Source organism: Methylosinus sp. PW1 (genome assembly GCF_000745215.1).
Lineage (GTDB): Bacteria > Pseudomonadota > Alphaproteobacteria > Rhizobiales > Beijerinckiaceae > Methylosinus.
Genome location: NZ_JQNK01000009.1, coordinates 1,759,102 through 1,778,891, shown reverse-complemented (window position 1 = coordinate 1,778,891; position 19,790 = coordinate 1,759,102). Strand labels below are relative to the sequence as shown.

The following is a 19,790-nucleotide window of genomic DNA, read 5'->3' as shown; positions in this document are numbered from 1 at the left end:
GACGCAAAGCCGCCGAATTGGTTTCACGAGGAGACGTCCCGAGTGATTTTTCGCCTGACGATCGGTTTCGCCGCGCTCATTCTGGCGACCGCCGCCATCGCCGCCGAGCAGCGGCCGGGCGCCGCCCCTGCGGCGGCCGTCTCGCCGCCCATCGCCTCGGCTCCCACGGTCGTGGCGACGCCGGCGCAGCTGGCGCTGGCGCGCACCATCGTCGTCGATTCCGGGATCGCCTCGTCTTTCCGGCTCATCATTCCGCAATATCTCGAGCAGATCGCCCTTTCGGTGACGCGCACGCGGCCAGAAATGGTGCCGGACCTCAATCTCGTCCTCGCCGCCGTGCGGCCGGAGTTCGACAAGAAGGTCGAGGAGATGATCGACAGCGCCGCGCAGCTCTACACGCAGCGCTTCTCGCCCAAGGAGCTCGAGGATGTCGCCGCCTTCTTCAAGAGCGCCTCGGGCCGCAAATATGTCGGCATGCAGCCGCTGCTGATGAGCGATATGTTCGTCGCCATGCAGGCGTGGTCGCAGAAGATTTCCGTCGACATGATGACGCGCGTGCGCGAAGAGATGCGCAAGAAGGGCCACGAGCTCTAGCCGCCCCATGAACGGAGAAATCTGGAGCGGGCGAGCTCTGGCGGGACCCGTGCGGGCCTTTCGCCCTCGGGTCGCAGATTCCGGGGTTCGAAATGGCAGAGCATGATTATGATCTCGTCGTCATCGGCGCAGGCTCGGGCGGCGTTCGCGCGGCGCGCATCGCCGCCGGCTATGGCGCGAAGGTCGCGATATGCGAGGAGTTCCGCATCGGCGGAACCTGCGTGATCCGCGGCTGCGTGCCGAAAAAGCTCTATGTGATGGCGAGCCGCTTCCGCGATGATTTCGAGGACGCCGCCGGCTTCGGCTGGCGCGTCGGCGAAGTGGCGTTCGACTGGAAGGCGCTGGTCGCCGCCAAGGAGGCGGAGATCACCCGCCTCTCCGGCCTCTATGCGCAAAATCTCGAGAAGGCCGGCGTCGAGGTCATTCGTGAGCGCGGCGTGATCGCCTCGCCGAATGAGGTGTCATTCGCCGGCGGCAAGCTGGTCTCGACGCGTTACATTCTGGTCGCCACCGGCGGCGCGCCGACGCTGCGGCCGGACATTCCGGGCCTCGAGCACGCCATCTCGTCGAATGAGATTTTCGATCTGCCGGAATTGCCGAAGAGCCTGCTGGTCGTCGGCGGCGGCTATATCGCCGTGGAGTTCGCCAGCGTCTTCGCGCGGCTCGGCTCCAAGGTCCATTTGTCGCTGCGCGCCGATCTGCCCTTGCGCGGCTTCGACGAGAATTTGCGCCGCCTGCTCGACGAGGGCCTCGTCAATGCGGGCATAGAGATTCACCGCGGCGCTCTGCCCACCAGGCTCGAGAAGACCGCGGGCGCGCTCGTCGCGACGCTGCAGAATGGCGCGCGTCTCGACATAGACGCCGCGCTTCTGGCGACAGGCCGCGCGCCGCTGACGCAGGGCTTGGGGCTCGAGGCTTTGGGCGTCGCGATGAAGGAGAGCGGCGCGATCATCGTCGATGATTATTCGCGCAGCAATATTCCGTCGATCTACGCCGTCGGCGATGTGACCGATCGCATCAATCTGACGCCCGTCGCCATTCGCGAGGGGCATGCTTTCGCGGACACTGTGTTCGGCGGCAAGGATGTCCGCGTCAGTCACGATCTTGTGCCGACCGCGGTGTTCACCACGCCGGAGATCGGAACCGTGGGCCTCACCGAGGCCGAGGCGCATGCGAAATACGGCCGGCTCCATGTCTTCGAGACCAGCTTCCGGCCGATGCGCGCGACGCTGTCGAAGCGGGCCGAAAAAGTCTTCATGAAGATTTTGGTCGAGGCCGCCGGCGATCGCGTCGTCGGCGTGCATATTCTGGGACCGGAGGCGGGTGAGATGGCGCAGCTTCTCGCCATTTCGCTGCGGCTCGGCGCGCGCAAGGCGGATTTCGACGCGACCATGGCGCTGCATCCGACGCTCGCCGAAGAGCTGGTGACGATGCGCACGCCGAGCCGCATCGTGGAATAGCGTTTCCTGTCGAAGCGGACGCCGGCACGGCGCCGCGACCGCGTTCGAAACGAGCCGATACGAGAACGAACGCCAATTTCCCGAGGAGTTCCCTCATCATGCAGCAAGGCAACATCGCCGCTAAATTTTCGGCGTTTTCGGAGCATTGGAGGCCGAAGGTCATCGCGTCCACGAATGGACAAGAGGTCAAGCTCGCGAAGGTTCAGGGCGTCTTTCCTTGGCATCTTCACGAAGACTGCGAGGAGATGTTCGTCGTCTGGAAGGGACGCTTCCGGGTCGAGCTCAGGGACAAGATCGTCGAGATGGGGCCGGGGGAATATATCGTCGTCCCGCGCGGCGTCGAACATCGCACAGCCGCAGACGAGGAGGCCGAAATCATCATCTTCGAGCCCGCGGAGACGCGCAATACGGGCAATGTCGTCGATGAGACCTTCACCGCTCCGCAAGGCGTCGTGATTTGATGTCTGCCACCTGTGGGCGAACAGTCATCGACCCGAATCTCTCGTGACGCGTCACGACACCGCATGGGGAATCGTCTCGAGCAGAGGCGCTCGATCCGCGTGACGAGGCGATCCGAGCGTTTCGGATCGCCTCGCTTTTCACTCTTACTTCACGAAGGATATGTCGAACAGCGGCGGCTCGTCGCCTTCGAAAAAGACGCCGCGCTCGCCCTTGTCGCGCCCGAACTCATATTTGCCCGAGATCACGAAAGTGCGCTGCGGGAAGGGATGGAACAGGAAGTATTTGTAATTGCCGATATTGTCGACGCCGAAGTCGAAGGAGAGATGCTTGTTCCATTTGTAATGGATCTTCGTGTCGACGACGAAGAAGCGGTCGAAGCTCTGATAGACGCCATGAGCGATGTCGTTATTGGCGAGCGTCGTCCACATCTGGCCCTGATAGCGGGCGGCGACGGTGAAGGCCCAATGATCGTCCGGCCGATAGGTCGCCTGCATGGTCGCCCGCCAATCCGGCACATTGGGCACGCGCTTGCCGGCGACCGAGAGCGCCCAATTGTCGTAGTTCGTGCCGCCTGACGGCGCCCATTTGCTGTCAGAAATGACGCGGGCGTTGAGATAGGTCACGCTGCCGACGAGCTCGAGCCCTTTGACGACGACATTGTCCTTGCGCGCCGCGAGCTCGACGCCGCTGTTGCGGACGCGATCGACATTGGTCGTCTGCGAGGCCGTGAAATTCTGCCCGGTGACGAAAGTGCTCTGCGAAATGATCGCGTCGCGCACTTCCTCGTCGAACAGAGAGACGCGCACCGAGCCGTCCGCGCCGATCTTGCGCTCGACCGCGAGCTCCTTGCTGAGCGCCACTTCCGGCCGCAGATTGGGGTTGGGATTGACCACCGTTCCCGTCGCGCCCGGGATCGTCGTCAGATTATAGAGCTCCTTGGCGGTCGGAAAGCGATTGGCGAGGCCGATCGAGCCGGTGATCGTCCAATCATCGTCCGGCGTCCATTGCAGCGAGCCCTTGGGCGAGAAGCGCGTGTGATAGAGATTGGGCTGATAGATCGGCAGCATGCTCGCCGCCGTCGCCGTCGAGCCGAAGCCATTGGCGGTGATGCCGCCGAGCGATTGATTATAGCCATCCGTCGCGGCCCAATGCTCCCAGCGGCCGCCGACCGTGAATTTGAACTCCTTCGAGATCTTCCACGAATCTTGCGCCCATAGGGCCTGGGTGCGCGTCGTGCCACTGCCGATGGAGGCGGCGACGCCATAGGACGAGGCCATGCCGCTCGTCCAATTGGTGGTGAGCCAGGTGGGATTGTTCAGATGGAACTGGTCCCCATGCAGGCCGAAGCTGATGTCGTGGCCCGCGAGAACGCCGTCCGGGCGCAGAATGCCCTTGAGGTCGAGCAGCGTCCAATAGGTGCCGTTGTAGCGGACGTCCTTGCCGGTCGAGGAATAGCCCACCGGCGCGGCCGTATAGGGCGAGCGCTGGTCGGATTGCAGATAGGTGAAATGCGAGGCGGAGACTTCGAAGTCGAAGGGGCCGCCCGTGTTGGATTTCACCGCCAGCGCATTGGTGAGCATCTTCTCCTGGATGCGGTAATAGCCGCTGCCGAAGCTCTGCATCGCCGAGGAGCCGATGCTGCCCGTTCCGCTCGCCGCGCCGAAAGCCTGGAGGCCGCCGGAGACATAGGATTGCGGGATAGAGGTTCCGTCATTGCTCCAGAATCCGAGCGTGTAGGTCGCGCGAATGGTCGGCGAGAAGTCATAGGCCAATTTCAGCTTGGCGTTGATCTGATCGTTCTCGAGATTGCCGGAGGAGCCGAGAACGGTGGCCGGCCCGCCGAATTTGGTGTTGCCGAAATAGGCGCCCGGCCAGCCATACAGGCTGCTGGACGTCACATAAGTCAGCGGCTCCGTCGTGCCATGGGCGTAATTGCCGGTTAGGAACCAGGAGAAATCGCCGATCTTGTCGCCGACGGAGGCGCTCGTCACTTCGGTGTGGAACAGCTTGCTCGTTCCATAGAGCGAGAAGTCCTGCAGCGAGACGCTCTGCTTGGCGGTGACCTCCAGCTTGTCGGGCATGCGCGTGGTGATCTGCAGCACGCCGCCCATGGAATTGCCCGGATATTGCGCCGAGAACGGCCCGTAGAGCATGTCGACGCGCTCGATCTCCTCCGGCGCGACGAGGCCCCAGCGCGGGGCGCCGATGCTGTTGTCGTTGCCGATGAGGGCGGTCAGCAGCAGATCGTCGGCATAGACGAGGCTGCGGGCGCTCGACGCGACGCCCCAGGTGCGCGTCTGCAGCACGGCCTGCGTGTCGCCGTTGTTGCGTTTGCGGACGAACAGGCTCGGCAGATATTTGACCACGTCTTCCGTGTCGATGACGTTGATCGTCTCGTCGATCTGCTTGCGGGTCACGCTGGCGACGGTGTTCGGCAGATCGAATTTCTGCACGAAAGCCGGCTTGCCATCCGGCAGAGTGGGCGACCACACGGAGGCCGGCGCCGGCCGGCGCGACTGCGCGGGCTGCCCCTCGCCGCTGATGTCGATCGTCGGCAGCGACTCCTGGGCGCGGGCCGGGAGAATGGCGGCGGAGCAGGCGATGAAGAGCGCGCCGGCGGAGACGCCGCGCAGCAGATGGTGGCGATACATTTGTGATGTCCTTCCCTGACGCCCTCTCTTCGAGGGCGCGCGTCGAATTGCGGCGCTTTTTGCGCCGCGGCCATGTCGCGTCAGGAGAAGGAAGGCGGCGCGCGGGTCGGCGCATTGTCGTCGTCGCGCGAGAAGGGCGCGCCGGCGAAGGCGAAGAAGGCGCCGGCGGCGCGCGCGCGCGGGGGCTGCGACGCCACCCACGCCAGAGTAGTCAGAAGCGGGGGCGCGCCGGCGCCGAGCTCGCAGAAGGCGCAGGCGCCATGCCGATGCGATTGGTCGCTTTTGGGAGCCTGCTTGCCGAGCTCCTCCGCCGCGGATGCGTCGCCCGCCTCGGCATGGGCGACGAGGCAGAGGCGGGCCATCTCGCCATGCGCGCGCATGCCGCCGAGAGGCGCGGTCAGCGCCTGGCCCAGCAGGGCGAGAAGGAAGAGGAACTTGGCGATCGCCGCCATCGCGCGCGTTAACTCTATCGATAAACCAGCTGCGAATTAGCGCGCTTCGCCAGATAAATCCAAGACCCTGCAGATTGTCAGAAGTTAAAAAATCCGTTAAGAGACATTTATGTCACACACGGGGGGACAGCGCAGAGAAATGCGCGCGATCTGCGCGATCGCCGCTGTTTGTGCGCTCGTTTTCGCCCTCCTCGTTTCTGGCGCGCCGCATCGTCTTTCGAGCGCCGCCGTCCACGCGGGCGATCAGGCCGCTCGCGCCATGTGTCATGACGCGCTCGCCGACGCGGATGTCGGAACGCCGGACAGGCCGATCAAGAAAGGGACGAGCTGCCCCTGCTGCCTCGCCGCGCATTCTGGTCCGGCGGTGTTGCCCGATCGCGTTTTTGTCGCCCTGCGCCGTGAGGCCATAGCGCGGCCCGCCGTCTATCGAGCCTATGCCGCCGCGCGGCCGTCCTTCGCCCTATCGCCGGCGGTCAATGGCGCGCGTGCGCCTCCCGCCGATCTCGTCGCTCTCATCTGACGACAGGCCGATCCCGCGCCTCGCGCGCGGGATCGACGAAACAGGGTTTCGACGGGTCCTCCCCTCCTATCGAGAGAGAGCGGGGCATCGCCGTCGGACGAACAAAATCATAAGCAACAACAATCTGCTGATCCGCGGCGGCGTCGCGAGATCGGGGAACCCCAAGCGCGAGTGCGTCCTATGGATTACGGCTCAATTTCTCCTGTCACCATGTTCCTGAACGCCGGCCCCGTGGGCAAGGTGGTCATGGCCGTCCTGCTGCTGGCGTCGGTCTGGACCTGGGTGCTGATCGTCGAGGGCGTCGTCGCCGTCGCGCGCATCGGCAAATCGGCGCGCGCTGCGCGCTCGGGCGGCCCGGCCGGCCTGCTCGCGCCGATCGAGGCCGCAGGCGAGCACGCGGCCTCCTTCGATCTTCCCGGGGAGTCCATCGGCGAGAAGCGCGAGCGAGTCGCCGAGATCATGAGCCGCGTGGGCCGCGAGCTGATGACCAAGGCGGAGGGCGGTCTGCCCAATCTCGCCGTCATCTCCTCTGTCGCGCCGTTCGTCGGCCTGTTCGGCACGGTGTGGGGCATCATGACCAGCTTCGCCGGCATCGCCCAATCGCAGGACACCAGCCTCGCCGTCGTCGCGCCGGGCATCGCCGAGGCGCTGGCCGCCACCGCCTATGGCCTCGCGGCCGCCATCCCCGCCTCGGTCGGCTATAACCGCATCGGCGCGGCTTTCGCGCGCGCCGGCCAGCAGGTCGCCCATTATGTCGAGGACAAGGCGCTCGACGCCACCAGCGGCCACATCGTCACGGCCAGAAAGCGGGAGGCCGCGTGATGGCCGGACTTCCGACGCGCTTCAAGAATGGCGACAGCCTCTATCAGCCGCTCGCCGAGATAAATGTGACGCCGCTCGTCGACGTCATGCTGGTGCTGCTCATCATCTTCATGGTGACGGCGCCTCTGCTCGCCAAGGGCATGAAGGTCAATCTCCCGCAATCCAAGGCGGCGCAGCCGCTCAATCCCAAGGAGCCGATCGTCGTCGCCGTCTCCAAGGACGGCAAGGTGGCGCTCGGCGCCGATGAGGTCTCCGCCGAGGCGCTCGTCGACGGCATCAAGGCGATGATGGGCTCCGACACGAGCCGCATCGTTCATGTTCGCGGCGACAAGGAGGCCAATTACGGCGAGGTGATCGCCGTCATGGACAAATTGGCGACCAATGGCATCACCCATATCGCCATACTCACCGACTCGCGACCCAAGGGCGCGGCGACTCCCGCCGCAGCCGCGACGGCCGCTGGAGCGAAGCCCGCCGCAGCGAGCCCGGCTCCTGCGGCGGCGGCTCCTGCGGCGGCGGTTCCTGCGGGAGGGGCGGCGAAATGACGGATGCGATCCTCTCCTCCTTCGAGCATGAGGGGACGCCCATCGGCGCCCCGTCGCCCGTCACGCCCGCTTGGCTGCGGCCGGCGAGCCTCGCCGGCGTCGTCCTCGCCCATGCGGCGGTCGGCTGGCTTCTGCTGAAGCTGGCGGTCCCGAGCATCGCCAGCCTCGACTCGGTGAGCATGGAGCTCATCCCGCAGGGCGAATATTTCGAGTCGCAGGAAGTGAGCGCCGCGGAGGAAGAGCCGCCGCCGCCCGAGGAGATCGAGCAGCCCGATCTCGCCATTCCGCCGCCGCAAGTGATGGCGCCCGATGCGCCGTCGCTGCCGCAGCAAAAAGAGATCGTCGAGAAAAAGAAGAAGGTCGTCGAGAAGAAGAAGGACGTCGATCGCGACAAGAAACGCGAGGCCGTCGCTCAGCGCCGGATGGGCGCGCCGGAAGGTCAGTCGCAGAGCGACGGGATGTCGCAGAGCGCCTATAAGGCGCTGCTCGCGGCGGCGATCCGCAGCCACACGCCGGGCAGCTCCGCGCTGGGCGAGGGCACGGCGCATTGCACCTTCAATGTGACCGCCGGCGGCGGAATCACCAGCGTCTCGGCCTCTGGCTCGTCGCCCGCCCATGCCGCTCTCGCGCGACGAATATTGGCCTCGGTCCACGCGCCGCCGCCTCCGGGCGGAGCCTTCTTCGCAAGTCAGAGCTTCCATTTCCACTGACGCGACGAAAAGATCGAGAGACGCGAAATGAGATTGTGGTCGCTGACGATCGCCGGTATGATTTTCGTCCGCGTCCTCGCCGCAGCAGACGCCGCCGCAAAGCCGCGCGCTCCCGTGGAGCCAGCGGCGAATGCGTCGGTTTCGGCGGCGGATCACCTGTACAAATCGCTGCTGGCGCAGGCGATCCGTCGCCACACGCCGCGGCGAGCGACCATCGGCCGCGGCGATGCGTTTTGTAAATTCCTCGTCGGGAAAAGCGGCGGCATTACGATCATCGCCGCGTCGGGCTCGTCGCCCGCTCATGCGACCCTGGCGCGGCGGATCATCGAATCGCTCCGCGCGCCGCCGTCGCCCGACGGGGCCTTTGTCGCCTCCCAGAGTTTTCACTTCGACTGAGCGCAAAAAAAAGATCGAGGGACGTTCAATGAAAAGAATCGCGATATTGATGATCGCCGGGCTCGTCTCCGGCTCCGCTTTCGCGGTCGAGGGCGAAGCGGCGGCTCCTGCTGCGGCCGAATCCGCCGCCGCGCCTGCTCCCGCCGCGACCGAGCACAAGGCCACGGAAGCCAAGCCCAAGGCCAAGCCGCAAAAGACCGCCGACAAGGAAAAGAGCAAGGACGCGGACAAGAGCAAGGACAAGAAGCAGGCCGAGAAGGCGAAGCCCGCCCTCTCCAAGCAGGCCTATGTCAAGCTGCTCGCCGCCGAGATCAGGCGCCACACGCCGAAGGCCTCGGACGCGCAGACCGGCTCCATCCATGTCGCCTTCACGATCGGCGCCGGCGGCCGCGTCGTGTCGCACAAGGTGCAGAGCGTATCGAATCCGGCGCTCGAGCCCGTCGTCAATCAAATCCTCGCCGCGGTGCATACCGTGTCGCCGCCCGGCGGCTCCTTCTCCGCGGTGCAGGAATTCAACTTCCACTGATGCGGACCTCGCGCGGCGGCCCTGAAGCCGCCGCGCAAAACCAATGCGGACCCATGATGAAACGTGCGACGCTCGTCCTTCTCCTCGCTCTCCCCGCCGCCGGCGCTCTCGCGACGGAGGCCGACAAGCCCGGCGCCTCGGCGGCGCCCGCGGCTGCCGCGCCGGCGACGACGGCCTCCTCCGGCCTCTCGCAGAGCAAGTTCCTCGGCCTGCTCTATAGCGAGATCGCCAAGCGCACGCCGATGACGAGCCCCGCCGGTCCCGGCTCGGCGACGGCGAGTTTCCACATCGACGCCGCCGGCAAGATCGACAAGGTGACGATCGCTCAGTCGAGCAGCCCGAAACATGCGGATATCGTCCGCAAGATCCTCTCCGGCCTGATCGCCCCGCCGCCGCCCGGCGGCTCCTTCGAGGGCTCACAGAGATTCAACTTCCACTGACGCGCCGACGGCGCGCGCCGTCCATTGCTTCCGATCCTCATTCGCTGAGAAAGACATCGCCATGAAACGCGCCGCGCTCGCCCTCCTCGCCCTTGTCGCCGCATCGAGCGCGCTCACGCAGGAAAAAGCCGGCCGCGGCGAGAAAATGGGCCAGATGGCCCACGCCGCGCCGCCGGCCTGCGCCGATCCGCTGCCCAAATGCGCGGTCAGCGCGACGCCCTCCTTCGGCGCCGATGGACGGCTGTGGCTGACCTACGCTGTCGCCGGCAAGGTCTATGGCGCGGTTTCCAGCGACAATGGCAAGAGCTTCGCGCCGCCCTTCGTCATTGCGGCGCCGGCGGGAACGCTGGACGACAATGGCGAGGCGCGGCCCAAGATCGTCGCTCTCGCCGATGGGACGCTGGTGGCGAGCTTCACCACGCGGCCGGAGAAGAGCTATGACGGCACGGTCTTCGTCACGCGCTCGACCGACGAGGGCAAGAGCTTCGCACCGCCGCAGCCGCTCGTCGACGACAAGGGCCAGCGCTTCGAGACCTTCATCGTCGGCCCCAAGGGGCGCCTCTACGCCGCCTGGCTCGACAAGCGCGACGCCGCCAAAGCGAAGGCCGCCGGCGAGAGCTTCGAGGGCAGCGGCATAGCGGTCGCCTGGTCCGACGACGCCGGCAAGAGCTTTTCCGGCAAGAGCATTCTGCTCGATCACAGCTGCGAATGCTGCCGCATCGGCGCGGCGCTGGATCGCGACGGCCAGCCCGTCTTCATGTGGCGCCATGTGTTCGAGAATAATCGCCGCGACCATATGGCCGCCAAGCTCTCCGCCGACGGCAAGACGCTCATCGGCTCGCGCGTCAGCCTGGACGATTGGGCGACCGCCTGCCCGCATCAGGGGCCGGCCATGGCGATCGACGCCGCCGGACGCTGGCATATCGCATGGTTCACGCGCGGCAAGACGCGCCAGGGCCTGTTCTATGCGCGCAGCGAGGATGGCGGAAAGAGCTTCTCCGAGCCCCAGCGCATCGGCGACGCCGAGCGCGCGCCGCAGCGTCCGCAGCTGCTCGTCAGCGGCGGCAAGCTCTACCGCGCCTGGAAGGAGTTCGACGGAACGCTGACCACCGTCCTCGCGCAGAGCTCGCGCGACGGCGGCAAGAGCTTCGACGCGCCGCGCGCGCTGGCGCAAACGGCGGAAGCGTCGGACCATCCGCTGCTCGTCGAGAGCAAGGGCGTCGCCTATCTCTCCTGGCTCACGCAGCAGGAGGGCTACAGGCTCTTTCCGCTGGAGCGCGGCCACGCCGAGTCGGCGCGCAAGTCCACCGCCGGGCTCGCGACGCAGCGCTGAGCGGGCGCCCTTACGGGTAAGACCGGATAGATCGCTCTGCGTTCCGCGCGCTATGTCGGCGACGCCCGCGATGCGCCGCGGGCGCAGCGAGGCGCCGTCTTCGATGAAGCGATCGATCATCTTCGGCGCGCAGAGCGTCGCCCGCCGCCTCGGCCGGCTGGAGCCGCGACACATCCTCGCCTATCTCGTGATCGCCTCTCTCGCCTGGCGCATCGTCTGGCATGGGCTCTCCGCCCTGCTGGCGCCGCATGATCCGCGCACGGCGCTCGTCTTCGATGCTGCCGATCCGACGACGCTCATCCAGCTCGCTCAGCGCGAGCTGGCGCCGAACGATGATGGGCGCGCCGAGAGCGCGCGGTCGATCGCGGCGCGGCTGCTGGCCGTCGATCCGCTCGCGCCCGGCGCCTTGTCGCTCTATGGCAAAGCGGTGGCGCAGCTCGGCGATGCAGAGCGCGCCGAGCGAATTCTGCGCCTCGCCGCCGCGCATCTGCCGATCGATCTCGTCGCGCACGCCTGGCTCTATGACAGCGCGCTCGCCAATGGACGGCTGCTCGAGGCGCTGGATGAGCTGGACACGCTGCTGCGCGCGCGTCCGTCGCTGGCGCAACAGCTCGCGCCGTCCCTACAGGCGATGCTGAGCTCCGGCGCGGCGGTGGAGGACCGTTTCTTTCGGCAGCTGGCGGCGGCTCCGCCCTGGCGCGCCGCCATTGTCGCCGAGCTGGCGCCCATCATCAAAGATCCGAATGCGCTGCTTCGTCTCTTCGCCCGTCTGCAGGCGTCCAAAGCGCGTCCTTCCGATGCGGAAATGAGCGTGCTTCTCGCGCGGCTGCTGCGCGATGGTCTCTATGACGAAGCCTATGCTGCCTGGCTCGCGCATCTGCCACAGGAGCGGCTCGCCCAGCTCGGCCTGCTCTACAATGAGCGCTTTCAATATCCGGTTTCCAATCTTCCCTTCGATTGGACATTCACGCCGACGAGCGGCGCGACGATCGCGCTGACGGAAGAAGGCGGACGCAAATCGCTGAGCGTCGAATTCTACGGCGCACGCGTCGCTTTCTCGAATGTAGCGCATATGCTCATGCTCGCGCCCGGACGATACGCATTCACCGGCGCCGCCGGAACAGACGATCTCGACAATGAGCTGGGGCTACGCTGGCGAATCTATTGCGCGGCGAATCCGTCGCAGACGCTGGCGACGACGCGGCTATTGAAGAAGACCACTCCGCTGCGCGCGTTTCGCGTCGAGCTCACGGTGCCGAGCGAAGGCTGCGATGCGCAATGGCTCAAGCTCGAGATTCCGGTGCGAATCGTTTCCGACGCCGACGTCAGCGGCAGCGCGCACTATGTGAATCTCGCAGTTGAAAGTCTCGCGAGGGCGTCTAGCTCGAGCAATGCGGCAGGCGCCATCGTGCATGACCGCAAATAGACCGGCGATGGCGCGAATGCTAGCGTCGAATCACGCCCCGCTCGGGCGATTTGGCTAATCGGGGGTTTCAATGAAGAGAATTTTAGCGACCATCGCCATTTTCGGCTGCTGCGCGCAAATGGCTTACGCCGAGAGCGCGGCCGTCGGCTCACAGCCGAATCAGCGCCGCGGCGTCTGCGCCGTCGGCGAAGCGCGCCTGACGAATGTGAAGGGCGGCGTGCTTCTGTCGCGCGGCGGCTCGTTCACGGAGCTGCGTGACGCTGCGCCTCTGTCGCCGGGCGACCGCATTCTCGTGCGCGAAGGCTCCGCGAGCGTCACGGTCGGCGACAAGCCGGCGGTGCGCGCAGACACGGGCGCGATGGTGACGATCGCCGAAAACGACGGCGTCATTTGCGCGAAGCGCGTCTCGTCCAATCCCGAGACCGTCGGCCAGGAGAGTTCATTCGATCCGGGGCCTTATGTCGCCGGCGGCTTCGCTGCGATCATCGTGGGCGTGGGCGTGGGCGTCGGCGTCGGCGTCTCCAACACGGGCGCGAGCAATGACGATCAGCAGCGCAACGCCGCGCTTCTTTTGCTGCAATCCTTGAGCAATTGACGCGAGCGCGGGTCGCTCATGCGCATGACCGAGATGTTCTGCGGCGTCGCTATAGCGGCGGCGCTGATCTTCGGCGGCGCGACGCAGAAAGGCGGCGTCTCGGATGTCGTGGCGCAGCTCGCGGCGCTTCCGCTGCTGGCGCTGGTCTTGCCGGACATAGGCAGGAGCCTCGCGGGCCGCGGTTGGATCGCGGCCCTACTCGGCGTCAGCGTCGCCGTTCCGCTGCTGCAGCTCATTCCGCTCGCGCCCTCGGTTTGGAACATGCTGCCGGGGCGTGACGCCGTCGCCGACACCTATCGCATCGCCGAGCTTTCTCCGCCATGGCTCGGCCTTTCCGTCGCGCCATGGGCGACGTCGATCAGCCTTCTCGCTCTGACTGCGCCGATCGCCATTTTTCTCGGCGTCCTGTCCTGCCACGCGGAGGAGCGGCGGCGCCTGATGCTGCTCGCCACAGGCATCGGCGTCGCGACCGTCCTGCTCGAGGCGATGCAGATCGTGCAGGGCGAGAAGAGCGCGCTTCGATTCCACAGCGACGCTGACGTCGGCCTTTTCGTGAACAGAAATCACACGGCGGCCTTTCTCTATTCGCTGACGCCGCTCGCCGCCTATGCGCTGGAGCGATATTTGTCGCGGCGTTCCACCTATGGCGTGCTGTCGGTGTTCGCGCTGTTCATGCTTTTCACGCTCGGCCTCATGATGACGGGCTCACGCTCGGCTCTGCTGTTCGGCCTCGTCTCGGCCGCGCTCACCTATGCGCTTATTCTCGGCGACCGGCTCGGCGGCGCGAGAGCCGGCAAGGCCGCGGTCTATTTCGTCATCGCGCCGGCGCTCATCGTCACCGGCCTGCTGGCGCCCTATTTCGGGCTCACGCAAATCATCGATCGCTTCACGGGCGCAGATATCGCCGCCGATGCGCGCTGGACGGTGTTCCACGTCTCCTTCGACACGATGCAGGCCTTCTTCCCGTTCGGCTCCGGCCTCGGCACATTCGATCGCGTCTATCCGCTGTTCGAGCCGACGAGCATGATCGTCCCGGCGATCGTCAATCATGCGCACAATGACATTCTCGAATTGGCGATGGAGCTCGGGCTCGTCGGCGTGCTGCTCGTCCTCTGCTGGCTCGCCGCGACGCTGATCGCCGCTGTGCGCAATTTCAGCGAGACCGATACGGCGCTGAGAAAGGAGCGCTTCGCCGCTCTCATCGTCGTCGGCCTGCTGTTCGCGCATTCGACGATCGACTATCCATTGCGAACTTCGGCGCTCGCCGCCATCTTCGCCATGTGCTGCGCCATCGTCTGCAAAAATAGATCGAGCCGGTCCGCGCGCCGCGACGAGCGCCCGGCGCGGACGGAACTCGTCCACGAGCTATGAGCGCGCGGCGCAGCTCTCTGGCGCTCGCTCTTCTGCTCGCCGGATGCCAAGGCGCGTCAGTGACGCGCGATGCGGGCGGCAATCTGCGCGCCTATATGGACGAGGCGCGACGGCTCGACGCGCGCGGCGCGCAAAAAGCCATTCGCGGCGTCTGCGCATCCGCCTGCACGATTTATCTCGGCCTGCGCAATGTCTGCGTGGAGCCCGGCGCGCAATTATGGTTCCACGCCGCGCATCTGCCCGATGATCCCAGCCCCGACAGTCTCGGCTCGCTCGAGATGCTCGCTTTCTACCCCCCGCGCGTGCGCGAGTGGGTCATGCGATCGGGGGCCCTCGACAGCACGGATTTCGACAAGGCCAAAATGCTGTCCGGCGAAGCGCTCATCGCAATGGGCGTGCCCGCTTGCCGCGATGCGTCGCTCTAGAGTGTTTTCGAGCGAAGTGCGAACCGGTTCGCGTGAGGAAAACAGGACAGAACAGGGAAATCTAGAGTGATTTCTCGTCTAGCAGGCGTCGACCTGCTCCGACGTCAATTTGACCTTGACCGGACGGCTGAGCAATTCCATCAGCACGACGATGCGGTCGCGCTCGTCCATGTCGATGATCGTGGCGACGAAATCGTGGAAGGCGCCGCCGGTGATGCGCACCTTCTGGCCGATCTCGAAGGGGCGTGACCGCGCGACGATCACGCCGTCGATCTCCCTTATTTTCAAATCATCGATGAAATCGCCGGGAAGAAAGCTCGGCCTCTCGCCGGAGCGAACCAGCGCTCTCACCCCGAAGGTCGAGCAGATCGGACTCCAGCGCGTTTCTGGCGCCAACTCCACAAAAATATAGCCCGGAAACAACGGCCGTGAGACCTCTCGCGTGCGACGCGCATGCCGAACGCGCTCGAGCACGAAGGGGCAATAGACATGGAATTGCTGACGCATCAGATTTTCGAGGGCGAGACGCTCTCGATAAGGTTGCGTGCTCACCACCGCCCAGCCCAGTGCGCGGCGGTTGGAAACGCCTTCGACGACATGATCCGAATTTTGATACGACGCCATGAGGAACCTCGAAATGAGACAAAGACAAAGATCATCGGCCGACGCGGAGGTCACGCCGGATTCTGTTAGCGTTTAAAATCTAAAAGGCGCGACGAAACACGACGACGTTCTCGCACGTCATAGGACGAGGAGGTGTCGATACGGCTTCGCGTCGGATGGTCAGGCGCTCTTCACGAGCGGCGGCTCGACAAACATCATGATCAATCCGCTTTCTGTTGACGCAATGCGGCGATCATATACGGCCCGGTAATAAATTGTAAACGCCCGGCGCCTTGTGGACGGCGCGCCTAGCCTGCGTGATTATCCGCGCTGGACAAAGCTCTCCAGCACCATCTTGCGTCCGGCCTTGTCGAAATCGACCTGCAGCTTGGCGCCTTCGACATTGACCACTGTGCCCGGCCCGAACTTCTGGTGAAACACGCGCACGCCGATCGTGAAGCGCGCGCTCGTGGAGGATTTCGCCAGCACCTCGCCTTCTATCGTCGGCGGCGCGCGGCGCGATGCGGGCTTGCTCGCGCCGCTCTCGCGCGAGGCCTGCGCGCGCTTCCAGCCCGGCGTCGAATAGCTCGAGCCATAGCTATCCATATTGGCGAAGCGCGACACGCCGTAGGAGCCATATTGCGAGCCGCCCGAGGCTTCTCTCACCTCGACATTGGCGGCCGGCAGATCATCGAGAAAACGCGAGGGCAGAGTGGTCTGCCACAGGCCATGAATGCGCCGATTTGTCGCGAAGAAAATTTTCAGCCGTCGCTTGGCGCGCGTAATTCCCACATAGGCGAGACGGCGCTCCTCCTCCAATCCGGCGCGGCCATTGTCGTCCAGCGAGCGCTGATGCGGAAACAGCCCTTCCTCCCAGCCGGGGAGATAGACGGTCTCGAACTCGAGCCCTTTGGCGCCATGCAGCGTCATGATCGACACGCGTCGCTGATCGGCGGCCTCATCCGTCTCCATCACCAGCGACACATGCTCGAGGAAGCCCGAAAGATCGGGGAATTCCTCCATGGCGCGCACCAGCTCCTTCAAATTCTCGAGCCGGCCGGCGGCCTCGGGCGTCTTGTCGTCGCGCCACATTTGCGTGTAGCCGGATTCGTCCAGCACCGTCTCGGCGAGCTCGTTCTGCGGCATGGTCTCGATGAGGCTGCGCCAGCGATCGAAATCGGCGATCAGCGCGCGCAATGTCGCGCGCGGCTTGGGCTTCAGCTCCTCCGTCTCGACGATGACGCGCGCAGCCTGCATCAGCGGCGTGCTCTCGCGGCGTGAATATTCGTGCAGCACCTGCAGCGTGGCGTCGCCCAATCCGCGCTTGGGCGTGTTGACGATGCGTTCGAAGGCGAGATCGTCGAAAGGCTGCGCGACGCAGCGCAGATAGGCGAGCGCGTCGCGTATCTCCAGCCGCTCGTAGAATCGCGGGCCGCCGATCACGCGATAGGGCAGGCCGAGCGTGATGAAGCGCTCCTCGAACTCGCGCATCTGGAAAGACGCGCGCACGAGAATGGCGATCTCCTCGAGATCATGTCCCTTGCGCTGCAATTGCTCGATATCTTCGCCGATCGCGCGCGCTTCCTCCTCGCTGTCCCACACGCCGGTGACGCTGGGCTTCTCGCCATCGGCGCCTTCGGTGAACAGCGTCTTGCCGAGCCGTCCCTCATTGCGCGCGATGAGATGCGAGGCCGCCGCGAGAATATGCCCGGTGGAGCGATAATTGCGCTCGAGGCGCACGATTTTCGCGCCGGGAAAATCCTTCTCGAAGCGCAGAATATTTTCGACCTCGGCGCCGCGCCAGCCGTACACGCTCTGATCGTCGTCGCCGACGCAGCAGACATTGTGCCGCCCCTGCGCGATGAGGCGCAGCCAGAGATATTGCGCGGTGTTGGTGTCCTGATATTCGTCGACGAGAATATATTTGAAGCGCTGCCGATAGTCGTCGAGCACATCGGCGTTCTCGCGGAAGAGCCGCAATGTCTCGAGCAGAAGATCGCCGAAATCGACGGCGTTCAGCACCTTCAGGCGCTCCTGATAGAGCGCGTAGAGCTTCTTGCCCTTGCCGTCGCCGAAGCTCTGCGCCTCGCCGACAGGGACGTGATCCGGCGAGAGGCCGCGGTTCTTCCATGCGTCGATCTGATGCGCCAGCGCGCGCGGCGGCCAGCGCTTGTCGTCTATGTTCTCGGCCTGCAGCACCTGCTTCATCAGGCGGATCTGATCGTCGGTGTCGAGAATGGTGAAGTTCGACTTCAGCCCCGCCAGCTCGGCGTGGCGGCGCAGGATTTTCGCGCTGATCGCGTGAAACGTGCCGAGCCATTGCAGCGCCTCGGCGCCGGGGCCGGCCAAGCTCTCGATACGCTCGCGCATCTCGCGCGCGGCCTTGTTGGTGAAGGTGACGGCGAGGATTTCCCAAGGCCGCGCCCGCCCGCTGGCGAGAATATGCGCGATGCGCGTCGTCAGCACGCGCGTCTTGCCGGTGCCGGCGCCGGCGAGAACCAGCAGCGGGCCGTCGATGGTCTCGACGGCGGCGCGCTGCTCGGGGTTCAGCGCCTCGAGAAAGCGCCCGCGGCCGGCGAGCGCAGCGGCGCGCGCGGCGACGCCTCCTTCGAGCGGCGTGAAGTCTTCCGGCGGCGCTTGGCGTGACAAGGCGATTCTCCTTCGAAGCGGGGAGAATATAGGAGAACGGATGGCGAATCACCGTCCGATTCTCGATATGCCCCCGAATGTGGAGATCGCGTCAGCCCTCTTCGTCCACCTTTGCAGCCACCACCAGCCCTTCCTGGAACCAGCCGGTGAGCATTTGCGCCAGGCGCTCGGGCGAGGCGTCGGCGTGATCGCGGAAGGCGGCCATTTGGCAGATGTCGCCGAAAGCGTGGCCTTCCATCGCCAGCGACAGCGCCATGGCCTCGTCCGCCTCCAATTCGCAATGGACGGAGTCGAGATCGGCGCGCCAGATCGCGACATGGCCGTGGCCCTCGCCGCGCGGCGGCAGGTCCTGCTGCTCCATCGCCGCCTCATGCGTCGCGATCGTCCCTTCCTCCAGCTCCAGCACGATGAGGCTCGGATGAAAGGCGAAGGAGAGGCGCGGCCATTGCTCGGGCGCGAAGGCGGCGAGCTCGGCGATCGCCAGCGGCTCGGCGTCGGGCGCGTCGAAAGCATCGGTGAGCGCGCGCTCGAGCAGAGCGAGGTCGATCGCCCGCGCATTGTCGCGCCATTCGTCCTGCTCGCGCAGGAAGTCGGGAAAGCGCGTCGTGTACCAGCGCGCGTTGCGCTCGCGCGAGGGCTGCGCGCCGATATAGGCGTCGGCGAGCGCGTCGAAGGCCGTTTCGCCGATCAGCGCGCGAACGGCGGGGAAATCCGCCGCCAGAAATTCGGCGAGCCTCGCGCGATAGGCGTTCACATAGACGCCGAAAAGCGTGGTGCGGTCGGCTTGGCGCGAATTCTTCACCGATTCGAGAATGCGCGCGCCATCCTCGGCGCCGGCCAGCACGCCGGCCTGGAACAGGGCCTGCAGCTCGGCGAGCCTCATGCGGCGCTCCTTGCGCTTTCGGCGTCTATGCGCGCGGCGATCTCGCGCATATGGCCGAGCTCTGCGAGCAATTCGTCGAAGGGCGGGAAATTATCGTCGCGCTCGATCATGGTGGAGACCGCGCCGAAGCGCCGCCGCGCGCGCTCATAGAGCGCCCACACCTCGTCGCAGACCGGCTGGTCATGCGTGTCGATGCGATGCGTGCCATTGTCGGTATGGCCGGCCATATGGAATTGCGCCACGCGATCCGGGTCTATGGCGTCGATGAACGCATTGGCGTCGAAGCCGTGATTGAAGCTCGAGACGAAGACATTGTTGACGTCGAGCAGCAGCAGGCAGTCGGCGCGCCGCGCCAGCTCATTGACGAAGGCCCATTCGCTCATCTCGGATTCGCGAAAGGCGACATAGGTGGAGGCGTTCTCGACGACGAGCCGCCGGCCGAGAAAATCCTGCACGCGCATCACCCGCTCGGCGACATGGGCGAGCGCTTCCTCCGTATAGGGAATCGGCAGGAGATCGTGCAGCGTCACGCCATGCACGCCGGTCCAGGCGAGATGGTCGGAGACAAAGGCCGGCTCCACGCGCTCGGCCAGCGCTTTCAGCTCGCGCAGATAATCGAAATCTAGCGGATCGGTGGAGGCGAGCGACATTGCGACGCCATGCATGACGATCGGATAATCGGCGCGCACGCGCTCCAGCATGGCGGTCGGCCGGCCGCCGCCGATCATGTAGTTTTCCGAGATGATCTCGAACCAGTCGACGGCGGGGCGCGTCGAGAGAATTTCATCGTAATAGATCGGCCGCAGTCCGAGGCCGTGTCCCAATGGGGCGGGTCTGCTCATCTCTCGCGCTCCAAATGCTCTTTCGCGCCGCCCCCGCCGCGAGAATCGATCGCGCCCCGCATGGCGCGCGATCGACGGCTTCGAT

The 19,790-nt window shown here is 65.5% G+C and carries 21 protein-coding genes; 15 read left to right on the top strand and 6 right to left on the bottom strand.

The window, feature by feature from the left end; translation table 11 throughout:
* The first annotated feature begins 42 nt into the window (after window positions 1-42).
* The 3 genes from K369_RS18200 (at window position 43) to K369_RS18190 (ending at window position 2,515) form a co-directional block, all read left to right on the top strand.
* Window positions 43-594, top strand: a complete 552-nt coding sequence (locus K369_RS18200) for a DUF2059 domain-containing protein (RefSeq protein WP_036293064.1) — start codon at window positions 43-45, stop codon at window positions 592-594.
* A 92-nt stretch (window positions 595-686) separates the two neighbouring features.
* Complete coding sequence (gene gor / locus K369_RS18195; protein WP_036293062.1) at window positions 687-2,054, top strand: glutathione-disulfide reductase; 1,368 nt, start codon at window positions 687-689, stop codon at window positions 2,052-2,054.
* A gap of 98 nt (window positions 2,055-2,152) precedes the next feature.
* Window positions 2,153-2,515 (top strand): cupin domain-containing protein, encoded by a 363-nt coding sequence (locus K369_RS18190; protein ID WP_036293060.1) that lies wholly within the window; start codon window positions 2,153-2,155, stop codon window positions 2,513-2,515.
* Between the two features lie 144 nt (window positions 2,516-2,659).
* On the opposite strand, the gene K369_RS18185 is transcribed toward K369_RS18190, so the two are convergent.
* Together K369_RS18185 and K369_RS18180 are read right to left on the bottom strand one after the other, a co-directional pair.
* Window positions 2,660-5,167 (bottom strand): TonB-dependent receptor, encoded by a 2,508-nt coding sequence (locus K369_RS18185; RefSeq protein WP_036293058.1) that lies wholly within the window; start codon window positions 5,165-5,167, stop codon window positions 2,660-2,662.
* Between the two features lie 80 nt (window positions 5,168-5,247).
* The gene (locus K369_RS18180; RefSeq protein WP_036293056.1) at window positions 5,248-5,619 is read right to left on the bottom strand and encodes a DUF2946 family protein; all 372 of its coding nucleotides are present in this window, start codon (window positions 5,617-5,619) and stop codon (window positions 5,248-5,250) included.
* Between the two features lie 139 nt (window positions 5,620-5,758).
* Between K369_RS18180 and K369_RS18175 the strand changes: the two genes are divergently transcribed.
* From K369_RS18175 to K369_RS18120, 12 genes are all read left to right on the top strand, one after another.
* Window positions 5,759-6,139, top strand: a complete 381-nt coding sequence (locus K369_RS18175) for a DUF2946 family protein (protein ID WP_051949373.1) — start codon at window positions 5,759-5,761, stop codon at window positions 6,137-6,139.
* Window positions 6,140-6,319: 180 nt separating this feature from the next.
* Entirely contained in the window at window positions 6,320-6,961 is a 642-nt protein-coding gene (locus K369_RS18170; RefSeq protein WP_036293052.1) for a MotA/TolQ/ExbB proton channel family protein, read from the top strand.
* Window positions 6,961-7,506 (top strand): biopolymer transporter ExbD, encoded by a 546-nt coding sequence (locus tag K369_RS18165; protein ID WP_036293050.1) that lies wholly within the window; start codon window positions 6,961-6,963, stop codon window positions 7,504-7,506. The genes K369_RS18170 and K369_RS18165 overlap by 1 nt, the downstream gene beginning before the upstream one ends.
* Complete coding sequence (locus K369_RS18160; RefSeq protein ID WP_036293048.1) at window positions 7,503-8,216, top strand: hypothetical protein; 714 nt, start codon at window positions 7,503-7,505, stop codon at window positions 8,214-8,216. The genes K369_RS18165 and K369_RS18160 overlap by 4 nt, the downstream gene beginning before the upstream one ends.
* Window positions 8,217-8,330: 114 nt before the next feature.
* Window positions 8,331-8,612 carry a hypothetical protein gene (locus tag K369_RS24875; RefSeq protein ID WP_156967962.1) on the top strand — a complete coding sequence of 94 codons (282 nt, stop codon included), beginning with the start codon at window positions 8,331-8,333 and terminating at the stop codon, window positions 8,610-8,612.
* A gap of 28 nt (window positions 8,613-8,640) precedes the next feature.
* A complete protein-coding gene (locus K369_RS18150) occupies window positions 8,641-9,138 on the top strand; it encodes a hypothetical protein (protein WP_036293046.1) in 498 nt (165 codons plus the stop codon).
* Between the two features lie 53 nt (window positions 9,139-9,191).
* Window positions 9,192-9,578 carry an energy transducer TonB gene (locus tag K369_RS18145; RefSeq protein ID WP_245278237.1) on the top strand — a complete coding sequence of 129 codons (387 nt, stop codon included), beginning with the start codon at window positions 9,192-9,194 and terminating at the stop codon, window positions 9,576-9,578.
* A gap of 61 nt (window positions 9,579-9,639) precedes the next feature.
* A complete protein-coding gene (locus K369_RS18140) occupies window positions 9,640-10,911 on the top strand; it encodes a sialidase family protein (protein ID WP_036293044.1) in 1,272 nt (423 codons plus the stop codon).
* 103 nt (window positions 10,912-11,014) lie between these two features.
* Window positions 11,015-12,337 carry a hypothetical protein gene (locus tag K369_RS18135; protein ID WP_156967960.1) on the top strand — a complete coding sequence of 441 codons (1,323 nt, stop codon included), beginning with the start codon at window positions 11,015-11,017 and terminating at the stop codon, window positions 12,335-12,337.
* 70 nt (window positions 12,338-12,407) lie between these two features.
* Complete coding sequence (locus K369_RS18130; RefSeq protein ID WP_036293038.1) at window positions 12,408-12,932, top strand: hypothetical protein; 525 nt, start codon at window positions 12,408-12,410, stop codon at window positions 12,930-12,932.
* 18 nt (window positions 12,933-12,950) lie between these two features.
* Complete coding sequence (locus K369_RS18125) at window positions 12,951-14,303, top strand: O-antigen ligase (protein ID WP_036293035.1); 1,353 nt, start codon at window positions 12,951-12,953, stop codon at window positions 14,301-14,303.
* Window positions 14,300-14,728 (top strand): hypothetical protein, encoded by a 429-nt coding sequence (locus K369_RS18120; protein ID WP_036293032.1) that lies wholly within the window; start codon window positions 14,300-14,302, stop codon window positions 14,726-14,728. The genes K369_RS18125 and K369_RS18120 overlap by 4 nt, the downstream gene beginning before the upstream one ends.
* A 78-nt stretch (window positions 14,729-14,806) precedes the next feature.
* On the opposite strand, the gene K369_RS18115 is transcribed toward K369_RS18120, so the two are convergent.
* From K369_RS18115 to K369_RS18100, 4 genes are all read right to left on the bottom strand, one after another.
* Complete coding sequence (locus tag K369_RS18115; RefSeq protein ID WP_084570720.1) at window positions 14,807-15,352, bottom strand: transcription termination/antitermination protein NusG; 546 nt, start codon at window positions 15,350-15,352, stop codon at window positions 14,807-14,809.
* 300 nt (window positions 15,353-15,652) lie between these two features.
* The gene (locus tag K369_RS18110) at window positions 15,653-17,980 is read right to left on the bottom strand and encodes an ATP-dependent helicase (RefSeq protein WP_036293029.1); all 2,328 of its coding nucleotides are present in this window, start codon (window positions 17,978-17,980) and stop codon (window positions 15,653-15,655) included.
* Window positions 17,981-18,071: 91 nt separating this feature from the next.
* A complete protein-coding gene (locus K369_RS18105) occupies window positions 18,072-18,863 on the bottom strand; it encodes a DNA-binding domain-containing protein (protein ID WP_036293026.1) in 792 nt (263 codons plus the stop codon).
* Entirely contained in the window at window positions 18,860-19,705 is an 846-nt protein-coding gene (locus K369_RS18100; protein ID WP_036293023.1) for a DUF692 domain-containing protein, read from the bottom strand. The genes K369_RS18105 and K369_RS18100 overlap by 4 nt, the downstream gene beginning before the upstream one ends.
* Between the last annotated feature and the right edge of the window lie 85 nt (window positions 19,706-19,790).